Genomic DNA, 26,182 nt, shown 5'->3' on the forward strand with positions numbered 1-26,182 from the left:
ACCAGCAGGATCGACGGGTTGAACAGCATGCCCACCGAGACGAAGAACAGCACCGCGAATGCATCGCGCAGCGGCAGCGAATCGTTTGCGGCCTTGTGGCCGAACTCGGATTCGTTGAGCAGCATGCCGGCGAAGAACGCGCCCAGCGCGAAGCTCACCCCGAATAGTTCAGCCGCGCCGAACGCCACGCCCATGGCGATGGCCAGCACGCACAGGGTGAACAACTCGCGCGAGCCGGTGCCGGCCACGCGCTCCAGGATCTTCGGGATCGCGCGCCGCCCCACCACCAGCATCACCGCAACGAAGGCCGCGACCTTGAACAGGGTGACCACCAGCGCGACCAGGACCGTGCCGAAGCTCTGCTCCGATCCGCCTTTCAGCGCCCCGGCCAGCGCCGGCAGCAGCACCAGCGCCACCACCATCGCCAGGTCTTCGACGATCAGCCAGCCAATGGCGATGCGCCCGCGCCGGGTGTCCAGCAGCCGGCGTTCCTCCAGCGCGCGCAGCACCACCACGGTGCTGGCCACCGACAGCGACAGCCCGAACACCACGCCGTTGATCAGCGGCCAGCCCATCGCCAGCGACAGGCCCAGGCCCAGCAGGGTCACCACCGTGATCTGCCCCAACGCGCCCGGAATGGCGACTGCCTTCACCTCGATCAGGTCCTTCATCGAGAAATGCAGGCCCACCCCGAACATCAGCAGGATCACGCCGATCTCGGCCAGTTGCGGTGCCAGCGTCTGGTCGGCGACGAAGCCGGGCGTGAACGGGCCGGCGATGATCCCGGCCACCAGATAACCGACCAGCGGCGACAGTTTCACCCGTTGCGCCAGCAGGCCAAGCACGAAGGCCAGCACGAAACCGATGCAGAGGATGGCGATCAGCGAAGTGTGGTGCGGCATGCCTGCTTCCGAATGGACGTGCGGACATCATCGCATGGGGCACTGTGAGGACGGAGACAAAAACGCCCCGGAAGAACCGGGGCGTTGGGTGCAAGCACGGGCGGGTTCAACTCACCACTTGAAGGCCACGCGGCCGTACACATGGCGACCGTTGAAGCCGAACGGGCTCTGCGTCGGCCAGATCAGCTGGCCGGAGTTGCTGTTGGCGTAGATCACCTCGTCCGGGTATTCGTCCAGCACGTTGTCGCCACCCACGGTGAACTCCCAGCCATTGACCGCATAGCTGACGGACAGATCCAGCAGCCACTTCGCGCCGAAGGTCTGGTCGAGCGTCGGGTTGGCGTTGAGGATGGTGAACTCGCCATAGCGCGTTTCGGTCACGCCGAAGCTCCAGCCGCCGACCTTCCACACGCCGCCCAGCAGCAGCTTGTCGCGCGGCGCGCCCACCTCGAAGCGTGCCAGTTCGACGCGGCCGAAACGCAGGGCGGTCGGGTCGATGGCGGTCAGCGCAGCGGGATTGGGTGCCACCCGGTCGATCCTGGTCTTGTTGTAGTTGTAGCCAAAGGTCCAGTCGATCTGGCTGGCGTCGAGCTTCCACGCATAGGTGCCGATGACGTCGATGCCGGTGGTGGTGGTATCCAGCGCATTGGTGAAGTAGCGACCGCCAGCCACTGCCGGGAAGCCATTGGTGTTGAGATAGGTGCGCACCAGCGCGCTGGTCAGGTTCTCGGACAGGCTGATGCGATCCGTGATCTTGATCTGGTAGGCATCCGCCGTGATGTAAAGGCCTTCCAGCGGCGTCAGCACCAGACCCAGGCTGAAGTTCTTCGACTCCTCTGCCTTCAGCGGTTCGGCACCCAGCGCGATCGCCGCCGGATGGTTGACGCGGAAGGTCACCAGGTCGTACGGAATGCCGCCGATGAAGTTGGTGGAGGTGGTCTGGTAGTACTGCTGCTGCAGCGACGGTGCATGGAAGCCGGTGGACGCGGTGGCGCGCAGGGCGACTGCGTCATTGAACGCATAGCGACCGGTCAGTTTGCCGGTGGTGGTGCTGCCGAAGTCGCTATAGCTTTCATAGCGGGCGGCGATGCCTGCCGAGAACTTGTCGGTGAGGTCGCCTTCCAGACCCACATAGAAGGAGGAACTGGTGCGATCAAAGCTGCCGCTGTCGGAGGGGCGGAAGCCCGGGAACACCTGCGCGCCGGATGGTGCCGGCGAGCCGTTGATGAGTTCGCCGCCGTTGATGTAGGAACCGGGCTCGCCCGGGGAAATGGTGAACTCCTCGCCGCGCCATTCCAGCCCGTAGGACAACGTCAGCGGGTATTCCAGGCCGACGCTGAGCGGGGTGTTGAAGTCAAGGTTGAGGACGTGCTGATCCAGCTTCAGCGCACCGGCGTAGAACTCGGTGGGCGAGGTCGGGCCCAGGCTGCGGTTGAGCGTGTTGGTGATGTCGAACCCGAGTTCGCTGGAGCCGAAGGTGTAGCTGGCATCGAACCGGGTGTCTCCGATCGCGCTTTTCATGCCCAGCACCAGACCGTAGTCGGTGATGGTGTTGAAGATGTTGGGCAGGAAGCCGTTGGGGTAGATCGACGGGATGTTGCGGCTGTCACCGGCCGGCCGGAAGAAGCCGTTGGAGAGCGATTCGCGCTTGGTGTAAAGGCCGTAGGAATAGAAGGTGAGGTAGTCGGCCGGGTTGATCTCGCCGTTGAACAGCACGGAGTGGTTGTCCACTTCCGGATCGCCAAGGCGTTGCACCACGGCACCCAGCGGCGGGCTGGTGGCGGTGACCGTGCCGGCGAACGGCGTGGCGCGGTTGGTCTGATCCTGATGACCAAACTGTGCGGCCAGGTGCAGCTTGCCGGCTTCGCCCAGCTTGAAGCCGGCATCACCTTGCACCTGGTACTTGGCACCATCGCCCTCTGCATATTCGCCGTAGCTGGCGCTGACGCCGCCGCCGGAATCAGACCCCTTCAGCACGATGTTGATGACGCCGGCGATGGCGTCGGAACCGTATTGCGCGGAGGCACCGTCACGCAGCACTTCCACGCGCTCGATGGCGGCGATCGGGATCGAGTTCAGATCCACCGGCGAGGAGCTGCGGCCTTGGCTGCCATTGACGTTGACCAGCGCACCGGGGTGGTAACGCTTGCCGTTGACCAGCACCAGGGTGTGGTCCGGTGCCAGGCCGCGCAGCTGCGCCGGGCGCATGGCATCGGTGCCATCGTTGATCGACGGGCGCGGAAAGTTCATCGAGGGCAGGGCGCGCGACAGCGCGGTGGCCAGTTCGGTGGTGCCGGTGGACTGCAGCACTTCCGGGGTGATGATGTCGATGGGCGACTGCGACTCGGCTACCGTGCGATCGGTCACGCGGGTGCCGGTGACGATCAGGGTGTCGAGGTTCTTGGCATCACTGCCAGCGTCTTGGGCGAACGCCGGCGTGGCAGCCAGCAGGGACGAGAGTGCGAGGGTCAGGGGTGAAAGGCGGGGCATGGGGATTCCTAGCAATGACGTGGGAAATGCACATTTAACATGTAAATAACGCGCCGGCATTGGTTGTCGGCATCGGGCCATGACCAATCGGTTTGAGGGGAGCCGCGTGTGTGGGCAATGCGACCCCGCGATTCCCCGCGAGCGCTCCGAAGCGCACACTGCGGGCCCGCCTTCGGATTCCCACGGATCACGCCATGACCGCCACGCCGCTGCTGCGTCACCTTGTCGCCGCCTTTGTCCTGTTTACCTGCAATGCGCTACAGGCCGGTACTCCGCTGCGCGTGAAACTACCCGCCGGCAGTGACCACGCCTCGGGCCGGTTGCTGGTCAGCCTGCTGCCTGCGGACGCCGCCGAAAAAGCCGCGAAGGACGGCGTGGTGCGGGAGGTGTCGGTCAGCCCGTTCGGCGGCGCCAACGGCGCGCTGATCGGCATGGACGTGCCGGACATCGCGCCCGGTGTGCCGTTTGCGGTCGATGTCGAAACCCAGGCGTGGCCGGCGGGGCTGTCGTCACTGCCGGCGGGCGAGTACTACCTGCAGGCGGTGCTGGATACCGCCCGCGACAACAACTACGGCGGGAGTGGTGATGACATTTCCAGCGCGCCGGTGAAGGTCGCGCTGGGCAAGGGCGGCGACCTGCCGCTGCTGGTGCTGGACCAGCTCTCGCCCGAGCCGGGCGACATGTGGGCAGTGCCGCCGCAGGCGTCGGACGCCTTCCGCGCGCAGGTCGAAGCCGCCAAACCGCATGTCCGTGAACTTGATCTGGTCAGCACGAAACTGAGCGCGTTCTGGGGCAGGCCCATCCACATGCGCGGCTGGGTGGTGCTGCCGCCCGGTTACGACGACAACCGCAATGCGCGTTATCCGGTGGTGTACTGGACGCACGGCTTCGGCGGCAACCTGCGCTACGCGCTGCGCAGCGCGGTCGAGACCCGCACGGCGATGGCGCAGGGCAAGACCCCACCGATGATCTGGGTGATGCTGGACGAATCCAGCGCGACCGGCACCCACGAGTTCGCCGATTCGGTGAACAACGGCCCGTGGGGCGCGGCGCTGACCGAAGAACTGATTCCGCAGGTTGAACGCGATTACCGCGCCGATGGCACTGCCAAAAGTCGCTTCCTGACCGGGCATTCCTCCGGTGGCTGGGCCGCGCTGTGGCTGCAGGTGCGCTACCCGAAGCTGTTTGGCGGCAGTTGGCCGACCGCGCCGGATTCCAGCGATTTCCGCGACTTCACCGGCGCGGACCTCTATGCGCCGAATGCCAATGTCTATCGCCGCGCGGATGGCACGCAAATCCCGCTGGTGCGTCACGAAGGCAAGGTGCTGGCGAGCTTCGAGCAGTTCGCGAAGATGGAAGCGGTGATCGGCCCCTACGGCGGGCAGATGGCTTCGTTCGACTGGGTGTTCTCGCCGCGCAGTGCGGATGGCAGGCCGATGCCGATGTTCGACCGCCGCACCGGCACGGTTGATCCGCAGGTGGCGGCGTACTGGCGCGAGCATTACGACATCGCGCACCGCATCGTCAGCCGCTGGAACGAGTTGAAGCCGGATCTGGACGGCAAGATTCATCTGATCGTCGGCACTGCGGACACGTTCCATCTGGAAGGCGCGGCGCGCAAGCTGGAGGCGGCGATGCAGTCGGTCGGCGCGAAGACCGGCTTCCGCTTCCTGCCGGGCCGCACGCATGGCGACCTGTTCACCATCGGCGATGATCGTCATGCGCTGGAGCGCACGATTGCGTGGGAGATGTACGCCATCGCGCGGCCGGACGCGAAGATTCCCGCCGACCTGCCGCGCCCGGAACTGGAACCGGGCCACTGAGCCAGCGTAAGGAGGCAGGGCCGCAGGCTAAAATGCGCGGATGATTTCCTTCCGCAATTTCGCCCTGCGCCGGGGCGAACGCCTTCTGTTGTCCAACGTTGACCTGGCCCTGCACGCCGGCTGGCGGGTGGGCGTGATCGGCCGCAACGGTGCCGGCAAGTCCAGCCTGTTTGCCGCGCTGATGCGCGAAATCGAGCCCGACAAGGGCGATCTTGACCTGCCCGGCAAGGCGCGCGTGGCAAGCGTGGCGCAGGAAACCCCGCACCTGCCCGATCCCGCGCTGGACTTCGTGCTGTCCGGCGATGCCGCCCTGCACGCCGCCGTGCGCGCGGAAGCGGCAGCGATGGCGGCAGAAGACTGGGAAGCGGTGGCGGTCGCCCATCAGCAGTTGCATGAATTGAATGGTTACGATGCCGATGCCCGCGCGGGTCGTTTGCTGCATGGCCTTGGCTTCCCGCCGGAAACGCATGAAAAGCCGGTGTCTGATTTCTCCGGCGGCTGGCGCGTGCGCCTGAACGTCGCGCGCGCGCTGATGTGCCCGTCCGACCTGCTGCTGCTCGACGAACCCACCAACCACCTTGATCTGGACGCCGTGGTCTGGCTGGAGGAATGGCTGAAGCGCTACGACGGCACGTTGCTGGTCATCAGCCATGACCGCGAGTTCCTCGACAACGTCGCCACCCACATCCTGCACCTGCACGACGGCACCGCGAAGCTGTATGCCGGCAACTACACCGCGTTCGAGCGCCAGCGCGCCGAGCACCTGCGCCAGCAGCAGATCGCCCACGACAAGGAACAGGCCGAGCGCGCGCACCTGCAGAGCTTCATCGACCGCTTCAAGGCCAAGGCCAGCAAGGCGCGGCAGGCGCAGAGCCGCATGAAGCGGCTTGCCAAGTTGACCGGCACCGAGGCAGTGCGCGCCGAGCGCGCGCTGCACATCACCCTGCCCGAGCCGCTGAAGCTGCCCAACTCGCTGCTGTCGCTGCACGATGTGGATGCGGGGTATCCGCTTCAGCCCCTCTCCCCTCGGGAGAAGAGTTGGGGTGAGGGCTCGGTTACGCAGGCAACCTCATCGGCCACCGAACCCTCATCCGGCGCTTCGCGCCACCTTCTCCCGGAGGGAGAAGGAAAAGCAGCGCGCATCCTTGCCAATGTCGGTTTCGGCCTTGAAGCCGGCGACCGCATCGGCCTGCTCGGCCCCAACGGCGCGGGTAAATCGACGCTGGTGAAAACGCTGGTGGGCGAACTGCCGCCGATGACCGGCGAGCGCAAGGCGCATCCCGACCTGCGCATCGGCTACTTCGCCCAGCACACGGTGGAATCGCTGGTGGCCGGCACCACGCCGCTGGACCACCTGCGCAAGCTCGCGCCGGATGTCGCGAATCAGGAACTGCGCGACTTCCTTGGCAAGTGGAACTTCCCCGGCGACCGCGCCTTCGAGGTCATCGACACCTTCAGCGGCGGCGAGAAGGCGCGCCTCGCGCTGGCGCTGATCGCCTATCGCCGCCCCAACGTGCTGCTGCTGGACGAACCCACCAACCACCTTGATCTGGACATGCGCGAAGCGCTGGCCGAGGCACTCAGCGATTTCGACGGCGCCATCGTGATGGTCAGCCATGACCGCCATCTGATCGGTCTGGTCTGCGACAGCTTCTGGCGCGTGGCCGCAGGCAAGGTGGAGCCGTTCGATGGCGACCTCGACGAATACGCCGCATGGCTGCGCAGCCGCCCCGGCAGCGAGAATCCGAAGACACCGGCACCGAAACACGAACCGATCGTTACCGCGAAGCCTGTTGCGCCACCATTGCCCGCCAAGCCGAAGATCAACCCGCACAAGCTGCAAAAGGCCGAAGCGCGGGTGGCGCGGCTGGAGGAAAAACTGGCCGAATGCGAAGCGCAGATGGCCGATCCTGCGGTGTATGCCGATGTGGGGCGCGTTGCCGACATCGGTCGCCAGCAGATGCAGCTGCGTGGTGAACTGGAAGAAGCCGAAGGCGAACTGCTGGCGCTGTATGGTTGATCCGGCCGCGCGGGACGCCCGCGCATCTTGAAACTTCGCTGATCGACCCCAAACCTTTGCCGGTTCCTTAGTTTCGATCCGACGCCATGCCCATCTACGCCTTCGCCTGCGATGCCTGCGGCCACAGCTTCGACCGCCTGCAGAAGTTGTCCGACGCCGATCCGACCGAATGCCCGGCCTGCGCGGCGCAGGGCAAGGTGCATCGCCAGCTGACCGCCCCGCAGTTCCGGCTGGCCGGCGGCGGCTGGTACGAGACCGATTTCAAGAAGGATGGCGACAAGAAACGCAACCTGGCTGGCGAAGGCGGGGAAGGCGCAAAACCTGCCGCCGATGCCAAGCCAGCGGCCAAATCGGAAGCCGCGCCTGCCGCCAAGCCCGCTGCGTCCTGATCCGTAGATGCGGAGCTTGCTCCGCATGCCGCATATCGCGTGGAGCAAGCTCCACGCCTACATGGAAAGCGCCATCCGCTAAAATGACCGGCTCGCCGGCCCCACGCCGGCCCGACTGCGTTCCGGAGCTTCCATGCGTACCCATTTCTGCGGCCTGATCGACGAGGCGTTGATCGGCCAGACCGTCACCTTGTGCGGCTGGGCCGACGTCGCCCGCAACATGGGCCAGATCGTCTTCATCGACCTGCGCGACCACGAAGGCATCGTGCAGGTCGTGGCGGAACCGGCGGAGGTTGCTGGCAATGCCGCCATGCTGGCCGTGGCGGCGCAGGTGGGCTACGAGGACTGCCTGCGCGTGACGGGAACGGTGCGCAAGCGCCAGAGCGTGAACGACAAGATCAGGACCGGGCAGGTCGAGATCGTGGCCGAGCGCATCGAGGTGCTGAACAAGGCCGAGCCGCTGCCGTTCCATCATCACGAGAATCCGGGCGAGGACATTCGCCTGAAATACCGCTACCTCGACCTGCGCAGTCCGGAGATGCAGCGCAAGATGCGAACCCGCACCAAGCTGGTATCGGCGCTGCGCCACTGGCTGGATGCGCGCGGCTTCCAGGACATCGAAACCCCGATCCTGACCAAGGCCACGCCCGAGGGCGCGCGCGACTTCCTCGTCCCCGCGCGCATGCACCCCGGCGAGTTCTACGCGCTGCCGCAAAGCCCGCAGTTGTTCAAGCAGATCCTGATGATGGCGGGCTTCGATCGCTACTACCAGATCGCCCGCTGCTTCCGCGACGAAGCCCTGCGCGCCGACCGCCAGTTGGAGTTCACCCAGCTGGACATGGAGTTCGCGTGGGTGTCCGAGCGCGACGTGCAGGACACGGTGGAGGCGATGATCCGTGATGTGTTCCGTGAAGTTGCGGGCGTCGAACTGGCTGCGCAGTTCCCGCGCATGACCTGGGCGGAGGCGATGCGCCGCTACGGCTCCGACAAGCCCGACCTGCGCATCGCGCTTGAGCTGGTCGATGTGGCCGAACGTGTGAAGGACTGCGAGTTCGCAGTGTTTACCGCTGCGGCCAATGATGCCGACGGGCGCGTGGCCGCGCTGCGCATCCCCGGCGGCGCGTCGCTGTCGCGCAAGCAGATCGACGAATACGCCGCCCACGCCGCCAAGTACGGCGCGAAGGGGCTGGCCTACGCCAAGATCGACGAGACGGGTGCGGTCAATTCCCCGATTGCCAAGTTCTTCAATGAGGCCGCATTCGCTGCGCTGCTGGGGCACGTTGGCGCGGGCAATGGCGACATCGTGTTTTTCGGTGCGGGTGCGTACAACAAGGTGTCCGACTTCATGGGCGCGGTGCGCCTGAAGGCCGGCAAGGATTTCAATCTTGTGCAGGATGGCTGGAAGCCGCTGTGGGTGACCGACTTCCCGATGTTCGAGTGGGACGCCGAAGAAAATCGCTACGTCGCCCTGCATCACCCCTTCACCGCGCCGGCGGTGGACAGCATCGACGACCTGCGCGCCAACGCGAAGACGGCGGTGTCGCGTGGCTACGACATGGTGCTGAACGGCAACGAGATCGGCGGCGGCTCCATCCGCATCCATCGCCCGCAGATGCAGGCGGCGGTGTTCGACCTGCTCGGCATCGGCGCGGAGGAACAGCGCGCCAAGTTCGGCTTCCTGCTGGACGCGCTGAAGTACGGCGCACCGCCGCACGGCGGCATCGCCTTCGGCATCGACCGCATCGCCGCGCTGATGGCCGGCAGCGAATCGATCCGCGACGTGATCGCCTTCCCCAAGACCACGTCCGCGCAGTGCCTGATGACCGATGCACCGTCGCCTATTGCCGATGCGCAGCTGGCGGAAGTGCATGTGCAGGTGCGCGAGGCAGCGAAGTCCTGATGGTTTGCTCCCTCCCCTGCTCGCAGGGGAGGGTTGGGGAGGGGTAGGCATATGCAGCGAAATGACAGGGCTAACCCCCTCCCGGCCTCCCCCTGCAGGCAGGGGGAGGAGACATCGATCCGCCGCGCCACACACGCCGATGCCGCGATCCTTGCGGACGTCGGTACGGCCACCTTCATCGAAACCTTCGGGCATCTCTATTCGCCCGAGGATTTGCAATGCTTCCTCGACGAAAGCCACAGCATCGAAGCCTACGCAAAGGCGCTGGCAAACCCGGACTATGCGCTGTGGATCGCCGAAGCCGATGGCCGCGCCGTTGGCTATGCGCAGGCAGGCCGCTGCGGACTGCCGCATGAGGACGTGCGCCCGGAGGATGGCGAATTGAAGCGGCTGTACCTGCGCCGCGATGCGCAGAACGGCGGCACCGGGCGTGCATTGATGGATGCGGCGATGGCCTGGCTGCTGCGCGATGGCCCGCGCACGTTGTGGATCAGCGTGTGGTCGGAAAACTTCGGTGCGCAGCGCTTCTACGCGCGTTATGGCTTTGCCTTCGCGGGCGAATACGAATTCCCGGTTGGCAAGCAGCGCGACCGCGAGTTCATGTACCGGCGGGTGGCGCAGGTCGCCTGACCATGCGTGTCCTGCTTGTCCACGGCTTGCTCAATGCAAACTGGTGGCTGCTGCCGCTGGCGCGAAAGCTGCGCAGCGAAGGCTTCGATCCGGCAGTGTTCGGTTATGCCAGCGTGCTGCATGGCCCGGAGCGCGCGATCCCGGCATTGGCGCAGCGGCTGTGCCGCGAGCCGGTGGCTGCCATCGTCGGCCACAGCCTGGGCGGGCTGATCGCGCTGGAAGCCCTGCGGCAGGCGCCGGATGCGCAGGTCACGCGGGTGGTCTGCCTTGGCTCGCCGCTGCGCGGCAGCGCCACCGCGCGCACGCTGGCCGCCCATGGTTGGGGCAGGCCGATGCTGGGCCGCAGCGCGGGGCTGCTGCAGGCGGGATTGTCCGAATGGAACGGGCCGGCGCAGGTCGGCGTGGTGGCGGGTGACGTGGCGCGTGGCATGGGCCGGTTGTTCGCCCGTTTCGATGGTGATTCGGATGGCACCGTGGGGCTGGAGGAAACCCGCCTGCCCGGCATCGCCGACCACTGCATCGTCCACAGCAGCCATACCGGGCTGGTGTTTTCCGCCGATGCGGCGGCGCAGGCGGCGGCATTCCTGCGGGATGGGCGTTTCAAGGCCCTTCTCCCGGAGGGAGAAGGGAAAAGCTAAAATCGCACCTTCGTTTGTCAGGCTGGATGACGCAATGGGACGTGGCCCCTCCATTGAGGCGCGCAAGAACGCGGTGGACGCGCAGCGCGGCAAGATCTTCACCAAGGTGATCCGCGAGATTGGCGTCGCCGCGCGCGCCGGTGGCGGTGACCCGGCGGGCAATCCGCGCCTGCGTGCGGCCATCGACAAGGGCCTTGCGGCCAACATGACCAAGGACGTGATCGAGCGCGCGATCAAGAAGGCCACCGGCGAGCTGGAAGGCGTCACCTACGAGGAAATCCGCTACGAGGGCTACGGCGCGGGCGGTGTGGCAGTGATCGTCGATTGCCTGACCGACAACAAGATCCGCACCGTGGCCGACGTGCGCCATGCCTTCGGCAAGTTCGGCGGCAACCTTGGCACCGACGGCTCGGTCAGCTTCATGTTCAACAAGGTCGGCGTGCTGAGCTATGACAGCGGCGCGGACGAGGAAAAAATCACCGAAGCCGCCATCGAAGCCGGCGCGGATGACGTGGTGGTGTATCCGGAAGACGGTGCCATCGACGTGCTGACATCGCCCGAAGCGTTCGCTGACGTGAAAGCCGCGATGGACGCCGCCGGCCTGCCGCCGGGCTTTGCCGAAGTGACCATGCGCGCGGACAACGATTCGCCAGTGGAAGGCGAAACCGCCGAGCAGGTGCAGAAGCTGCTGCGCTGGCTTGAAGACATGGACGATGTGCAGTACGTCTCGCACAACGCCGATTTCGGCAGCGCTGCGTAAGCACGCGCCCCCAAGCGAACCGTAGTGACCCGCATCCTCGGCATCGATCCCGGTTCGCAGCGCACCGGCGTTGGCATCATCGACGTGGCCGCTGACGGCCGCATCGCGCATGTCCATCACCAGCCGCTGGTCTTGCTGGATGCCGAAAGTTTCCCGCTGCGCCTGCGCAAGCTGCTGGACGGATTGTGGGAACTGATCGCGCAGTACGCACCGGACGAAGTGGCGGTGGAGCAGGTGTTCCTGTCCAACAACGCGATGAGCGCGCTGAAGCTGGGGCAGGCGCGCGGCGCGGCGGTGGCCGCCTGCGTGGCGCGCGACCTGCCGGTGAGTGAATACGCGGCCAAGGAAATCAAGCTGGGCCTGGTGGGCAGCGGTGGCGCGGACAAGAAACAGGTGCAGCACATGGTCGGCGTGATGCTGGGGCTGCAAGGAAAATTGCAATCGGATGCCGCTGACGCACTGGCGGTGGCGATCACGCATGCGCATGTACGCGCCAGCGCAAACCGATTGGGCGTGGCCGCGCGCACCGCATGGGGCCGCAAGGGCAGGGGAAGGCGATGATCGGACGATTGAAAGGCATCCTGATCCACAAGGCACCGCCGTGGCTGGTGGTGGATGTTGGTGGCGTTGGTTATGAACTGGAAGCGCCGATGAGCACCTTCTACGACCTGCCGGAGGTCGGTCGCGAGGTGTTCCTGTTCACCCACTACGCGCAGAAGGAAGATGCCGTGAATCTGTACGGCTTCCTGCGTGAGGCCGAGCGCCGCCTGTTCCGCGATGTGCAGAAGGTCAGCGGCGTTGGCGCGAAGATCGCGCTGGCGGTGCTGTCCGGCGTCTCCGTTGATGCGTTCGCGCGGTTGGTGCAGACCAGTGATGTGACCGCGCTGACCCGTATCCCCGGCATTGGCAAGAAGACCGCCGAACGCATGGTGGTGGAATTGCGCGACCGCGCCGCCGACCTTGCCGGTGGCGTGCCCGCTGGTGCGGCGGGCTTGCCGGGCGATCCCTTGAGTGAGGCCATCACCGCCTTGCAGGCGCTGGGCTACAAGCCCGCCGAAGCCGAGCGCATGGCGAAGAAAGCCGCAGGCGAGGGCGACGATGCCCCCGCCATCATCCGCAAAGCGCTACAGTCCGCGCTCCGCTGAGCCGGAACCGGCACGCAGGCAGCCCCCCACGCGACCTTGCAATGACCACATCCCAACAGGCAACACAGCAGCAGGGCCACGGCGGACACGGCAAGATCGGTCTTGCCGGCCTGGTGGTCGGCGCCATCGGCGTGGTGTTTGGCGACATCGGCACCAGTCCGCTTTACACCTTGCGCGAAGCGTTCTCGCCGCATTACGGCCTGACCGCCGACCACGACACCGTGCTGGGCATCCTGTCGCTGGTGTTCTGGGCGCTGACCCTGGTGGTGACGGTGAAGTACGTCACCATCATCATGCGCGCCGACAACGAAGGCGAGGGCGGCATCATGGCGTTGATGGCGCTGGCCCAGCGCACCTTCGACAGGAATGGAAAATCCGCCTACGTCATCGGCCTGCTGGGCGTGTTCGGCGCGTCGCTGTTCTTCGGCGATGGCGTGATTACCCCGGCGATCTCGGTGCTGTCGGCCGTGGAAGGTCTGGAAATCGTTGCGCCCGCGCTGCATGCGTGGATCGTGCCGATCACCGTGCTGGTGCTGGCGGCGCTGTTTGCCACCCAGCGCTTCGGCACCGAGAAGGTGGGCAAGGTATTCGGCCCGATCACGATTACATGGTTCGCGTCACTGGCGGTGCTGGGCGTGCTCAACATCCAGCACGCGCCGGAAGTGCTGAAGGCGGTCAACCCGTGGTGGGCGATGAACTTCTTCGCAGAACACGCATGGGGCGGGGTGTTCATCCTGGGCGCAGTGGTGCTGGCGGTGACCGGCGGCGAAGCCATTTACACCGACATGGGCCACTTCGGCGCGCGCCCGATCCGCCTTGGCTGGTACTGGTTCGTGCTGCCGGCGCTGATGCTGAACTATCTGGGGCAGGGCGCACTGGTGCTGGAAGACCCGGCGGCGGTGAAGAACCCGTTCTACATCGGCGTGCCGGACTGGGCGCGCTGGCCGATGATCCTGCTGGCGACCTGCGCCACCGTGATTGCATCGCAGGCGGTCATCACCGGCGCGTATTCAATCGCGCGGCAGGCGATGCAGCTGGGCTACGTGCCGCGCATGCGGATTCGGCATACATCGCGTGACACCATCGGCCAGATCTACATCCCCGGCGTGAACTGGATGCTATGCATCCTGGTGATCGGGCTGGTGCTGAGTTTCCGCACCTCCAGCGCGCTGGCGACAGCCTATGGCATTTCGGTATCGCTGACCATGCTGATCGACACCCTGCTGCTTGCCATCGTGGCGCGTGCGCTGTGGCCGCGTTCGCGCTGGTGGGTGCTGCCGCTGTGCGTGGTGTTCGTGATTGCCGATGTTGCCTTCGCCATCGCCAATGGTGCCAAGATTCTTGCCGGCGGCTGGTTCCCGGTGGTGCTGGGGCTGGTGTTGTTCACCCTGCTGCGCACATGGCGGCGCGGGCGTGAACTGCTGCATGCGGAAGTGCGCAAGGACGGCATCCAGCTGGACAGCTTCCTGCCCGGCCTGATGCTGGCGCCACCGGTGCGGGTGCAGGGCACGGCGGTGTTCCTCACAGCCGAGCGTGGCGTGGTGCCGCATGCACTGCTGCACAACCTGAAGCACAACAAGGTGCTGCACGAGCACAACGTCTTCCTCACGGTGGAAACGCTGAACGTGCCATACGCGCCGAAGGACAAGCAGTTGAAGATCGAATCCATCGGCGGCGAGGATTTCTACCGCGTGCTGATCCGCTATGGCTTCATGGAAACCCCGGACGTGCCGCTGGCGCTGATGCGCAGCTGCGACCACTCCGACCTCAGCTTCAATCCGATGGACACCACCTATTTCGCCAGCCGCGAAACCATCGTCGCCAGCGCCCATCGCGGCATGCCGGTGTGGCGCGACAAACTGTTTGCACTGATGCATCGCAATGCCGCACCGGCCACCGGCTTCTTCCGCATCCCCGGCAACCGACTGGTGGAACTGGGCGCGCAGGTGGAGATCTGACCCGCCTCAGCGGCGCGGCAGCACGATTTCCACTTCCAGCCCCTGTCCCTGCGGTGAGCGCGCAAGCAGCTCGCCGCCATGGGCTTCCACGATGCGGCGGGTGAAGTGGAAGCCCAGGCCGCTGCCTTTCTTGCCCAGCGAAGTGGCCGCGCGGAAATACGGCGTGCCGAGTTTTTCCAGCGTTTCCGCGTCGAGTCCGGAGCCGTGGTCGGTGACGCGGATACGCAGGCCGTCGGCGTCCAGCGCGGCATTGAGTTCAACCGCGCTGCCTGCGGGTGAATAGCGCAGCGCATTGCCCAACAGGTTGCCAACGGCAAGCGCAAGCAGTGCGCGGTCCACGTCGAAATGCGCATCGGCAGGCGAGACGTGCAACCGGATGCGCGTGCGTTCCGATTCGGGCTGCTGGTCGATGACGGATTCCAGCATCGGCTGGATATCGCAACCGGCGCGCGACATCGGCAATGCGCCGTGGTCGAGCGCTTCGGTGGCGAGGAAGTTCTCGACGAGGCCTGACAGTGCGGTGGCATTGCCGCGTATCTGCGTCAGCCGCTGCGCTTCGGATTGCGGCAGGTCGGGCAGCTTGATCTGCATCATCTGCGCGGCGCGGTCGATCGCGGCCAGCGGGTTGCCGAACTCGTGCGACAGCATCGCCACGAAGCGCCGCTGGTCTTCGCTGCGCTGCGTGGCTGCCGCGACTTCCTGCTGCGCCGCCACCTTGTCGTGCTGCAACTGGCGCAGGCGCAGTGCAAGGCCGTAGCTCATCACCAGCACATGCACCAGCGGCGCGAACTGGTACAGGTTGGAGGTCACCACGTTCTGCGACAGCAGGCCATGGTTGGCCGCGGTATTGACGGTCACGCCAATCGCCGGGATGACGAAGGCGATGAAATACACCATCAGTTCGCCGCGCCGGCTTTGCCGCCAGAAGTGCAGCAGCAATACAAGACTGATGAAGATGTTGAGGCTGTTGAGATAGTTCGCCAGCTTGACCGCCACCATGACCCAGGCGTTGACCAGCGACGGCATCAGCACGAACGGCAGCAGGCACAGGTTGAGGAACAGGGTGAACAGGTACAGGCGATGGATGCGTGGATGCGTGCGCTTCAGGCCAAGCAGTTTGTCCCACATCAGCACGATGCAGACGGAGCCGCCCAGCCAGCCGATGCGCGGCAGGGCGTCGGTGAACCACGGTGAATCCAGCAGTACCGGCAGGTAGCCATTGGTGCCGAGGTTGAACAACATCTGCGAGACGATGTAGCCGGCATAGGACGTCATCACCACGTCGCGCAGGCGCGCGCCAAGGATCAGGTACAGCGCTACCGCGATCAGCAGGATGCCGAAGTAGCCACCCCTGTGGAAATTGCTGCGGGTTTCGCTTGCGGTATAGGCATCCACCTGCCACAGGTCGGCATGCACGTTGATGGTGTTGTGGGTACGCACGCGCAGGAAGATCCGCATGCCGGGAAACACATCGGTGGGCAGCGCGAACAGGCGGGTATGCAGCGGGCGGTTCTTGTAAGGACGGTGGTAACCCATCGCGTACAGGCGAAAGCCGCCGCCGGCTTGTTCCACCCACACATCGACTTCTTCCAGTTCCGGCGAGCCGATGGCAAGTACCCAGCGGCGCGGTGCATCAGCCGCCGGATTCAGTGCGGCGTGGAACCAGTGTGCGGCACTGTCATAGCCCAGGCTGCGGTTGTCGGGCAGGCGGACAAAATGCTGCTGGACGAAGCCGGGCTGCGTGATTTCCTGGATGGAAAGTTTCCCGTCGGCATCGGCGAAATGATCCAGCCGCCCTTCCAGCGAGAGATGGGGAACACCGGCAGCCAGCTGCTGCGCAGGCGTGGGGGCGAATGCGAATGCGGGCAGCAGCAGAAACAGAAGCAGCAACAGTGCCGTCGCTGCGAGGCTTGCTCCGCAGAAAGAGCGGCGCGGCGTTGCCATCACGATGTCACCCCGCCGCTACCCGCGAAGGTGTAGCCCCTGCCATAGCTCGGCCGCAGCGGCAGTTCCTGCCCGCATGCGGCCTGTACCTTGCGCTTCAGGCGGCTGACCGTGTTGTCCAGATTGCGCAGGCTGGACAGGGTTTCGGCTTTGCCCAGCCGTGCCAGCAGCGCCTGTCGCGCGATGGTCTGGCCGGGATGCTGCATGAGTGCGGCCAGCAGTTCCGCTTCGCTGTGGGTCACATCGAGCAGTTGCTCGTCGGGCGTCTGCAATTGCCAGCGGCGCAGATGCAACCGCCACTGCGGTGCGGCATCCGTTGCGTTGGTGGCGGGCGCAGTGTCCAGCCGACGCAGCAGGCTGCGGCAGGCGGCTTCGATCACCTCCAGCGAACTGCGCTTGGACAGGAACACGTCGGCGCCGGCATCCAGCCCCAGCGCGTGATCCTGGTTGGCGTCCAGCACGGTCAGCAAGATGATGCCGACGCCACTGCCCTGCGTGCGCACGCGCCGCGCGATGTCCAGCCCGCTGCTGCCGGGCAGGGCCACGTCGAGCAGCAGCAGGTCGAACCGCGTGCCGGGCCAGTGCAGGAAGAAATCCTCGGCGCTGGCGAAGCCGCGTGCGGAAAACCCGCGCAGGCGCAGGTATTCGACCAGGTCGCCCAGCAGTTCGGGATTGTCTTCAACGACGGCGAGCGAAGCAGGCACGCGCATGGGCATGGTGTGACGTGGCGTGAGCCGTGATGCGCCATCGTAAATCGACGCCCGCAACGCTGACAGGGTTTGACAGCTTTTGTCAGAAAAGAATCTAACAGCCCGCCACTCGGCTTCCCCATCATCTATTGAACGCCACGCGCTGTTGCGCGCGTGTGCATGTGCCTGCCCGCTGGCGAGCAGGGCTGTTTTTCGAATCAGGGGGATTCACCGTGAACCACGTCTATCGCATCGTCTTCAACCACGCACTCGGCGTGTTCCAGGTGGTGGCGGAAACGGCCACGCGCCACGTCAAGGGGCGCGGCAAGGCTGCACGCGCGGGCAGCCACAGGCTGGCGCTGCTGATGCTGTTGCCGTTCTCGTTCGGCGCGCTGGCGGCGATACCCATGCCGGGCGCGGTGGATGCACCGATCCGGGTTGATGGCGGTGCGGCACCGCTGCCGCAGCCGGTGCCGACCACGCCCGTACCACCGCCGTCCGCGCCGATGCGCAACCTGCCCACCGACGGACGCATCGTCTCCGGCAGCGGCAACATCACGCAGGACGGCAACACCCTGACCATCACGCAGGACAGCCAGAAGCTGATCGCCACGTGGCAGGGCTTCGACATCGGCGAGGGCTACACGGTCGAGTTCCTGCAACCCAGCCGCATGGCGGTGGCGCTGAACCGCGTGCTGGGCAACGACCCTTCGCGCATCTTCGGCACGCTGAAGTCGAACGGGCAGGTGTTCCTGATCAATCCGCATGGCGTGCTGTTCGGCAAGGGTGCGCAGGTGGACGTGGGCGGGCTGGTGGCCTCATCGCTGGATATCCGCGATGCCGATTTCCTGTCCGGCAATTACGTGTTCCGTGGCAATGGCGGCACGGTGCGCAACGAAGGCAGCCTGCGCGCGCACGATGGTGGTGCGATTGCGCTGCTGGGCGGCAAGGTGGCGAACAGTGGCGTGATCGAGGCGCGGCTTGGCAGTGTGGCGATGGCGGCTGGCAGCCAGGTCACGCTGGACTTCGCCGGTGACGGCCTGCTCAACGTGAAGGTGGACAAGGCCGCACTGGATGCACTGGTGGAAAACCACGGCGCGATCCGCGCCGATGGCGGCAGCGTGCTGCTGGCGGCGGACGCGGGCGATGCGCTGCTGCAGACGGTGGTCAACAACACCGGCCTGATCGAGACGCACACCCTTGCCGAACGCGAAGGCAGGATCGTGCTGCTGGGCGGTTTCGACGGCGGCAGCGTGAACGTGGCCGGCACGCTGGATGCCGGCGCTCCCGAAAGCGGAAACGGTGGCTTCATCGAAACCTCCGGCGCGCACGTCAACATCGCCGATGGTGCCGTCATCACCACCAAGTCCGGCAGCGGCCAAGGCGGCACCTGGCTGATCGACCCCAACGATTTCACCATCGCCGCCAGCGGCGGCAACATGACCGGCGCTGCCGTTGGCACTGCGCTGGACAACAACGGCAGTTTCATCATCCAGACCGCCAACATGGGCACGGCGGGCGGCAACGGCGACATCCACGTCAACGATGCGATCAACTGGTCGTCGAGCGGCACGCTGACGCTGGACGCCGAGCGCAGCGTCAACGTCAACGCCGCGATCACCGCCACCGGCAGCGGTGCCGGGCTGGTGGTGCGCTACAACCAGGGCGCGGGCATCACCGACGGCAATTTCTACGCCAATGCAAAGGTCAACCTGCCGGTCACCGGCAGCCTGTCGATCAACGGGCAGAGCTACACCCTGATCGACAGCCTTGCCGCGCTTACCGACTTGAACGGTCGCTACGCGCTGGTGGCGGACACGACCGGCACGACCGCGCCGCTGGGCGTGCTTGCAGGCACGCTGGAAGGGTTGGGCCACACTGTCTCCGGCATGAACATTGATGCCGGATTCTCGGGTACGTCCAATCAAGGCCTGTTCAGCGGCATCACTGCCACCGGCCTGGTGCGCAACCTGGGCGTGACCGGCTCGGTGAACGCGGGCGGCAACATCGGCCTGCTGGCGGGCAGCAATGCCGGCAGCATCGTGAATAGTTGGACAAGTGGCAGGGTCAGCGGCGGCGGTTCGTGGGCCGGCATCGGCACGAATGTTGGTGGCCTGGTCGGCAGCAACAGCGGCAGCATCGACCGCAGCTTCTCCACCGCCACGGTGACGACGGAGGACTACGTGGCCGGTGGCCTTGCGGGCCACAACACCGGCAGCATCACCCGCAGTCATGCCACCGGTGATGTTTCGGCCACCTACACCGTGGGCGGGCTGGTTGGCATCAACGAAGGCACGCTGGACGAAACGCACGCCACCGGCAACGTGCAGGCCACCAACACCACGTTCTACAACACGGAGATTGAGATCGCCGCGTTCCGCATCGGCAATGCCGGCGGGTTGGCGGGCATCAATCGCGGCACGATCAGCACCAGCTACGCCGTGGGCGATGTGGCGGGCACGGGCCTGACGACCCGGGTGGGTGGTGTGGCGGGCTACAACGAGGGCGCTGCCACCATCAGCAACAGCTACGCTGCCGGTGGTGTCAGCGGCGCGGCGGTGCTGTACGGCGGGCTGGCCGGCCAGAACGACGGCACCATCAGCAACAGCTTCTGGGACAGCTATGGTCTGCCGTACTACGGCGCCTCTGCGGTGGGCACTTACAGCCTGATTGGCAGCGGCACGGTCACCAACGTGTTCGCAGTCACCAGCGATCCCACCCAATCGGCTGCGGCCAATTACGCCTACAGCCAGAGTGCGTATGCCAGCCTCGACTTTGGCAGCGACTGGTTCATGGTCGATGGCGAAACCCGCCCGTTCCTGCGCAGCGAATGGAGCAATGCCATCCGCAATGTCCATCAACTGCAATTGATGGCGATGGACACATCCGCCAGCTACACGCTGGTGGGTGACGTGGATGCCCGTGCCACCGGTAGCGGCGGCATGTGGACAACGAAGGGCTTCGTCGCCGTCGGCAATGCCGGCAATGCCTTCACCGGCAGCCTGCAAGGGCAGGGCTTCAACATCGACGGACTGGTCATCAACCGCGCAGGCGCGGATGACGTGGGTCTGTTCGGGGTGACGGCGGGCGCGCTGCTGGCCGACATCACCATGCGCCGCGCCAGCATCGCGGGCAGCAGCAACGTCGGGGCGCTGGCCGGACGTACCGATGCCGCCACCGTGGTGACGCATGCCATGGTCGATGACAGCATCGCTGATACCAGCAGCGTCACCGGCAGCGGCAATTTCATCGGTGGCCTGATCGGCTCCAACGCCGGCAGCGTGAGCGACAGCAGCAGCTCGGCCAAGGTGCAGGGCGGCGGCAATGTCGGTGGCCTGATCGGCGAGAACACCGGCACGGTCAGCCAGAGCGAGGCCAGCGGCGCGGTGAGTGGCACCGCCACCGTGGGTGGCCTGGTTGGCTGGGCGCGCGGCGGCGCGGTGATCGACAGCAGCGCCAGCGGCGATGTCAGCAACAGCGGCGTCCACACTGGCGGCCTGATCGGTGCCAACTCGGCAACCGTTACCGGTAGCCATGCGACGGGCGATGTACACGGCGCGCACTACAGCGGTGGCCTGATCGGTGCCAGCGTCAGCGGCACGGTCAGCAACAGCCATGCCACCGGCAACGTGACCGGCGCAACCGGCCTGGGCGGGCTGGTGGGTCTGGTCGAGAACGGCAGCGTCAGCAGCAGCTACGCCACCGGCAACGTGAATGGTGATGCCGAACTCGGCGGACTGGTCGGCCACAACAATGGCGGCCAGATCGCCAACACCTATGCGCTGGGCAATGTCAGCGGCATCGGCGCATCGCTGGGTGGTCTGGTGGGCGTGAACAATGGCGGCATCGCCACCAGCTATTCCGCTGGCAGCGTGAGTGGCGGCAGCGTGATGGGCGGGCTGGTCGGCAATGCCGTCGGCGGCAGCATCACAAGCAGTTATTGGGACAGCTACAGCAGCGGCATGGGCAATGGCGTAGGGCAGGGCAATGGCAGCGGCGCGTCCGCCGTCACCAGCGACCCCACGCAATCGGCTGCGGCCAATTACGCCTACAGGCAGGGCGCCTATGCCGGCTTCGATTTCGGCAACGACTGGTTCATGGTCGATGGTGAAACCCGCCCGTTCCTGCGCAGCGAATGGAGCACGGTCATCGGCAATGCCCATCAGTTGCAATTGATGGCGATGAACCTGTCCGCCGACTACACGCTGGGCAACGACATCGACGCCAGCGCCACCGCAGGTGGCGGCACCAGCATGTGGCGCACGGCGGGTTTCTCGCCGGTCGGCAATGACACAAACGCCTTCACCGGCAGTCTGGATGGCAAGGGTCATGTCATCGACGGTTTGAGCATCCAGCGCGCCGGCAGCGATGGCGTGGGCCTGTTCGGTGTGGCAACCGGTGCCAGCCTGCGCAACCTGAGCCTGAACAATGCCGAGATCGTCGGCGGCAACGATGTTGGCGCACTGCTGGGCAAGGCCAATGCCGGCACCGTGGTCGATCAGGTGCATGTCATCGGCGGCAGCGTGAGCGGCGTGGACCGCGTGGGTGGCCTGATCGGCAGCAATGCCGGCAGCGTGCTCCAGAGTTACAGCAGTGCGGAGGTGACCGGCGAAGACGATGTGGGCGGTCTGGTCGGCAGCAACGATGGCGGGCAGGTCTCCACCAGCTACGCCATCGGTGCGGTGACCGGCACCGGCAGCAACATCGGTGGTCTGGCGGGCAGCAACGGCGCTGGCGGCAGCATCGAAAGCAGTTATTCAAGCGGACTGGTCACCGGCGGCAGCGTGACCGGCGGGCTGGTGGGCGATACCACCGGCGGCACCATCACGGGCAGCCATTGGGACAGCTACACCAGCGGTCAGGCCAACGCGGCGGGCCAGGGCGATGGCAGCGGCGCGTCTGCCGTCACCAGCGATCCTTCGCAATCGGCTGCGGCCAATTACGCCTACAAGCAGAGTGCCTACACCGGTTTCGATTTCAGCAACGACTGGTTCATGGTCGATGGCGAAACCCGTCCATTCCTGCGCAGCGAATGGAGCACGGTGATCCGCAACGCCAATCAGCTGCAGCTGATGGCGATGGATTTGACCGCCGACTACATGCTGGGCAACGACATCGACGCCAGCGCCACGGTGGGCGGTGGCAGCAGCATGTGGCGCACGGCGGGCTTCTCGCCGGTGGGCAATGCCAGCACGGCCTTCAGCGGCAGCTTCGACGGCAAGGGCCATGTCATCGATGGCCTGAGCATCCAGCGCGGCACCAGAGATGGCGTGGGCCTGTTCGGCTATTCCGATGCCGTGGCCTTCGCCAATGTCGGGCTGAGCAATGTGAGCATTCTGGGCCGCAACCACACCGGCGCGCTGCTGGGTCGCGGCAATGGCGACAACACCCTCGACAATATCTGGACCTCGGGCACGGTCGCCAGTGCGAGCTATACCAGCGGCGGCGGTACCGGTGGCGTGGCGGGCTATCTCAGCGGTGGCCTGACCAATGTCCGCTCCTCGGCAAATGTCAGCGGCCAGTTGGCCACCGGCGGCATCGTGGGCCGGCTGCAAGGCACCGGCTCGTTCATCACCCGCTCGTGGGCGACCGGCGACGTGGTGAACAGTTTTGCCGGTGGTGGCGGTCTGGTGGGCTATACGCAGGGATCAATCAGCTACAGCCATGCCACCGGCAACGTGAGTGGTACCGGCCAGCGCCTTGGCGGCCTGGTGGGCGAGTCGCACGGCAACATCGACATCAGCTATGCCACCGGCAATGTCACCGGCATCAGGACAACCGGGTCTTCCGGCGAGCGCGTGGGTGGCTTGGTCGGCTACATGACCGTGGGCACCATCAGCAATGCCTTCGCCACCGGCAACGTGACGGGCTATCGGGACGTGGGCGGTCTGGTGGGCTATGCCGATACCGGCTCCCGGCTCAACGCCACCTACGCGCGTGGCTCGGTCAGTGGCGACAGCCGGGTCGGCGGCCTGATCGGTTCCGCCAACGACATGCGCATCTCGCTGTCATATGCGGCCAATGGCCCGGTGACCTCCAACGATCCCAGCTCGATCGGTGGCCTGATCGGCTGGTCGAACAATGGCAACAGCGTCACCATCGACTCGGCGGTCTGGGACAAGGAAAGCTCCGGCGTCAGCGTGGCTTCGGGCAATACCACCTTGCAGGCGCTGAACTATTGGGGCGCCACTACTGCGGAGATGAAGCAGGCCTCGACCTACGGCGAGCGCAACTTCTTCGCCTACTACCTGCCGGATGGCAGCGTGGGCAGCAGCACGGTGCGCTCCAACGCGAACGCGGCCGGCAATTACTTCGACCCCGACAATTCGATCTACAACCTGTTCCGCCTCTACGACGGCCAGGAATACCCGCTGCTGATGGCCTTCCTCACCACGCTGGAAGTGTCCGCCAACAGCGTGACCACCACCTACAACGGCACCACGCAACACGTGACCGTGCCCTACACCTTCGTCGGGGAGTACGACCCGTCGCTGGTGCTGGGTTCGTCCGCCGGTGCAACTGCCAGCGGTCGCAACGTGGGCACCACCGATCTGGTGGTGGGCGGCCTGTACTCCACCCAGTTCGGCTACAACATCATCCTCACCGGTGGCGGCACCTTCACCATCGAGAAGGCCGATCTGGTCATCAGCAGCAGCGACGTGACCAAGACCTATGACGGCACCACGTCGGCCAACGGCAGTGCCGTGGTCGTGGGCGGCACGCTGTTCGGCAGCGACAGCCTCAGCGGCGGCAACTTCGCCTTCGCCGACAAGAATGCCGGCACCGGCAAGACGGTGACGGTGGGTGGCGTGACGGTGAGCGACGGCAACGGCGGCGGCAACTACAACGTCACCTATGCCGACAACACCGGCAGCACCATCCTGCAGAAGGTGCTGACGATCAGCGGCACAAATGCCAACGACAAGACCTACGACGGCACCACCGCAGCCAGCTTCACCCTTGGCACGCTGGACGGGCTGGTGGGCGGCGAAACGCTGGGTGTCAGCGCCACGGGCGAGTTCGACAGCAAGGACGCCGGCAGCCGCACCGCCACCGCGCATTACAGCTTGAGCGATGGCGGCAACGGCGGTCTGGCGAGCAACTACACGCTGGCCGATACCAGCCACAGCGCCACCATCAACAAGGCATCGCTGTCCGTTACCGCCAACGATGCCGGCAAGACCTATGACGGCGTGGCATGGAGCGGTGGCAACGGCGTCAGCTACAGCGGTTTCGTCAATGGCGAGGATGCCTCGGAGTTGTCCGGAACGCTGGTCTATGACGGCGACAGCCAGGGCGCGGTGAATGCCGGCAGCTACACGATCACCGCCAACGGCCTCACCAGCGGCAATTACGACATCAGCTACTTCGATGGCACGCTGACCATCGATCCGAAGGTGCTGACCCTGATCCTCGGCAATCTGACCGGTACCGTCAGCAAGACCTACGACGGCACCACGAATGCCACGCTGGATGCGTCCAACTTCCTGCTCACCGGCTGGGTTGGCAGCGACGGTGCGACTGTCACCAAGACCAGCGGCTACTACGCCGATGCCAATGCCGGCAGCGGCAAGCTGGTGACTGTCGATCTGGCTTCCGGCGATTACCTCGCGCTGGGCAGCACCGATCTTGGCAACTACATCCTGCCCACGCAGATCAGCGGCTATGTCGGCATCATCAACAAGGCACTGGCGACGGTTACTGCGAACAGCGCGACCTACACCTACAACGGCCAGACCCAGAACGTCACCGGCTACACCGTGTCGGGACTGGTGAATGGCGAAGACGAGTCGGTGCTGGACAGCGTGGTCGAGGCCGGCGGCAGCGGTCGCAATGCAGGCAGCTATGCACACACGGTCAGCGGCAGCGACAACAACTACGCGCTGACCTTCGTCGATGGCACGCTGACCATCGACAAGGCCTTGGCAACGGTCACCGCCAACAGCGGCAGCTTCACCTACAATGGCCAGACCCAGAGCGTCACTGGCTATACGGTGGACGGGCTGGTGAATGGCGAAAACGAATCGGTGCTGGACAGCGTGGTCGAAGCCGGCGGCAGCGGTCGCAATGCAGGCAGTTACGCACACACGGTCAGCGGCAGCGACAACAACTACGAACTGACCTTCGTCAATGGCGCGTTGACCATCGACAAGGCCGCCATCACCCTCAGCACCGGCGATGTGACCAAGACCTACGACGGCACCACGGCGGCCAACGGCAGCGCCGTGGTCGTGGGCGGCACGCTGTTCGGCGATGACAGCCTGAGTGGCGGCAGCTTTGCCTATACCGACAAGAATGCCGGCACCGGCAAGACGGTGACGGTGAATGGCGTGACCGTGAACGATGGCAACGGCGGCGGCAATTACGACGTCACCTATGCCGACAACACCGGCAGCGTCATCAACAAGGCCAATGCCACGGTCACGGCCAACAGCGACCGCGTCTATTACAACGGCCTGCTGCAAAGCGTCACCGGCTTCACCGTCAGTGGTCTGGTGAACGGCGAAAACAAGTCCGTGCTGACCGGCCTGACCGAATCCGGTGGCAGCGGCAGGGACGTGGGGCGCTATGTCCATCGCGTGAGTGGCAGCGACGGCAATTACGCGCTGACCTTCGTCGATGGCGAGCTGGTGGTGGATGCACTGCCCAGCGCCGATCCGGGCTATGCCAGCGCGCTGGCCGGTTCCGCCGAGGAACCGCGCAAGCCGATCCGGTTCCGCGAGTGCGTGAAGCCCTATCAGGTGATCCAGCAGGGCATCCGCCTGCCCGACGGGCTCTGAGCCGTGGCGTCTGGCGCTGCTTCCTGCGGGAACGGCGCCGGATGCGGCTGCCGGTTCCCGCGCATTTTCCTTCCATCCGCATGCCGATGCACAACGCAGCGCATGCACCCGCTC

At 65.6% G+C, this 26,182-nt stretch carries 15 protein-coding genes; 11 read left to right on the forward strand and 4 right to left on the reverse strand.

Annotated features, from left to right (window positions below; translation table 11 throughout):
* Positions 1–902: monovalent cation:proton antiporter-2 (CPA2) family protein (locus QM612_RS04210; RefSeq protein ID WP_415252643.1), on the reverse strand; the 902-nt coding region annotated here is incomplete at its 3' end.
* 111 nt (positions 903–1,013) lie between these two features.
* Positions 1,014–3,392 carry a TonB-dependent receptor plug domain-containing protein gene (locus QM612_RS04215; protein WP_415252644.1) on the reverse strand — a complete coding sequence of 793 codons (2,379 nt, stop codon included), beginning with the start codon at positions 3,390–3,392 and terminating at the stop codon, positions 1,014–1,016.
* A gap of 194 nt (positions 3,393–3,586) precedes the next feature.
* On the opposite strand from QM612_RS04215, the gene QM612_RS04220 reads away from it, so the two are divergent.
* From QM612_RS04220 to QM612_RS04265, 10 genes are all read left to right on the forward strand, one after another.
* Positions 3,587–5,215 (forward strand): alpha/beta hydrolase, encoded by a 1,629-nt coding sequence (locus QM612_RS04220; protein WP_415252645.1) that lies wholly within the window; start codon positions 3,587–3,589, stop codon positions 5,213–5,215.
* A 40-nt stretch (positions 5,216–5,255) separates the two neighbouring features.
* Complete coding sequence (locus QM612_RS04225) at positions 5,256–7,235, forward strand: ABC-F family ATP-binding cassette domain-containing protein (protein ID WP_415252646.1); 1,980 nt, start codon at positions 5,256–5,258, stop codon at positions 7,233–7,235.
* An 86-nt stretch (positions 7,236–7,321) separates the two neighbouring features.
* Positions 7,322–7,624, forward strand: a complete 303-nt coding sequence (locus QM612_RS04230) for an FmdB family zinc ribbon protein (RefSeq protein WP_415252647.1) — start codon at positions 7,322–7,324, stop codon at positions 7,622–7,624.
* Between the two features lie 133 nt (positions 7,625–7,757).
* Positions 7,758–9,524, forward strand: coding sequence for an aspartate--tRNA ligase (gene aspS / locus QM612_RS04235; protein WP_415252648.1), 1,767 nt, complete (start codon positions 7,758–7,760; stop codon positions 9,522–9,524).
* Between the two features lie 51 nt (positions 9,525–9,575).
* Positions 9,576–10,154 (forward strand): GNAT family N-acetyltransferase, encoded by a 579-nt coding sequence (locus tag QM612_RS04240; RefSeq protein WP_415252649.1) that lies wholly within the window; start codon positions 9,576–9,578, stop codon positions 10,152–10,154.
* Positions 10,155–10,156: 2 nt separating this feature from the next.
* Complete coding sequence (locus QM612_RS04245; protein ID WP_415252650.1) at positions 10,157–10,792, forward strand: esterase/lipase family protein; 636 nt, start codon at positions 10,157–10,159, stop codon at positions 10,790–10,792.
* Between the two features lie 34 nt (positions 10,793–10,826).
* The gene (locus tag QM612_RS04250; protein ID WP_415252651.1) at positions 10,827–11,552 is read left to right on the forward strand and encodes a YebC/PmpR family DNA-binding transcriptional regulator; all 726 of its coding nucleotides are present in this window, start codon (positions 10,827–10,829) and stop codon (positions 11,550–11,552) included.
* A gap of 24 nt (positions 11,553–11,576) precedes the next feature.
* Entirely contained in the window at positions 11,577–12,113 is a 537-nt protein-coding gene (gene ruvC / locus QM612_RS04255) for a crossover junction endodeoxyribonuclease RuvC (protein WP_415252652.1), read from the forward strand.
* Complete coding sequence (gene ruvA / locus QM612_RS04260) at positions 12,110–12,697, forward strand: Holliday junction branch migration protein RuvA (RefSeq protein ID WP_415252653.1); 588 nt, start codon at positions 12,110–12,112, stop codon at positions 12,695–12,697. Before ruvC ends, ruvA begins: the two co-directional genes overlap by 4 nt.
* Before the next feature lie 41 nt (positions 12,698–12,738).
* The gene (locus QM612_RS04265) at positions 12,739–14,655 is read left to right on the forward strand and encodes a potassium transporter Kup (protein ID WP_415252654.1); all 1,917 of its coding nucleotides are present in this window, start codon (positions 12,739–12,741) and stop codon (positions 14,653–14,655) included.
* A 6-nt stretch (positions 14,656–14,661) separates the two neighbouring features.
* Here the strand turns inward: QM612_RS04265 and QM612_RS04270 are convergent, their stop codons facing one another.
* Positions 14,662–16,545, reverse strand: a complete 1,884-nt coding sequence (locus QM612_RS04270; protein WP_415252655.1) for a 7TM-DISM domain-containing protein — start codon at positions 16,543–16,545, stop codon at positions 14,662–14,664.
* Between the two features lie 53 nt (positions 16,546–16,598).
* Complete coding sequence (locus QM612_RS04275; RefSeq protein WP_415252656.1) at positions 16,599–17,309, reverse strand: response regulator transcription factor; 711 nt, start codon at positions 17,307–17,309, stop codon at positions 16,599–16,601.
* Between the two features lie 212 nt (positions 17,310–17,521).
* On the opposite strand from QM612_RS04275, the gene QM612_RS04280 reads away from it, so the two are divergent.
* Positions 17,522–26,068 carry a YDG domain-containing protein gene (locus tag QM612_RS04280; protein ID WP_415252657.1) on the forward strand — a complete coding sequence of 2,849 codons (8,547 nt, stop codon included), beginning with the start codon at positions 17,522–17,524 and terminating at the stop codon, positions 26,066–26,068.
* Positions 26,069–26,182 lie beyond the last annotated feature (114 nt).

It is taken from the genome of Thermomonas sp., from assembly GCF_047606765.1.
GTDB lineage: Bacteria > Pseudomonadota > Gammaproteobacteria > Xanthomonadales > Xanthomonadaceae > Thermomonas.

Coding starts and splice junctions, on each gene's coding strand:
- QM612_RS04215 (WP_415252644.1), bottom strand. CDS start 3,392: ATGCCCCGCCTTTCACCCCTGACCCTCGCACTCTCGTCCCTGCTGGCT.
- QM612_RS04220 (WP_415252645.1), top strand. CDS start 3,587: ATGACCGCCACGCCGCTGCTGCGTCACCTTGTCGCCGCCTTTGTCCTG.
- QM612_RS04225 (WP_415252646.1), top strand. CDS start 5,256: ATGATTTCCTTCCGCAATTTCGCCCTGCGCCGGGGCGAACGCCTTCTG.
- QM612_RS04230 (WP_415252647.1), top strand. CDS start 7,322: ATGCCCATCTACGCCTTCGCCTGCGATGCCTGCGGCCACAGCTTCGAC.
- aspS (WP_415252648.1), top strand. CDS start 7,758: ATGCGTACCCATTTCTGCGGCCTGATCGACGAGGCGTTGATCGGCCAG.
- QM612_RS04240 (WP_415252649.1), top strand. CDS start 9,576: ATGCAGCGAAATGACAGGGCTAACCCCCTCCCGGCCTCCCCCTGCAGG.
- QM612_RS04245 (WP_415252650.1), top strand. CDS start 10,157: ATGCGTGTCCTGCTTGTCCACGGCTTGCTCAATGCAAACTGGTGGCTG.
- QM612_RS04250 (WP_415252651.1), top strand. CDS start 10,827: ATGGGACGTGGCCCCTCCATTGAGGCGCGCAAGAACGCGGTGGACGCG.
- ruvA (WP_415252653.1), top strand. CDS start 12,110: ATGATCGGACGATTGAAAGGCATCCTGATCCACAAGGCACCGCCGTGG.
- QM612_RS04265 (WP_415252654.1), top strand. CDS start 12,739: ATGACCACATCCCAACAGGCAACACAGCAGCAGGGCCACGGCGGACAC.
- QM612_RS04275 (WP_415252656.1), bottom strand. CDS start 17,309: ATGCGCGTGCCTGCTTCGCTCGCCGTCGTTGAAGACAATCCCGAACTG.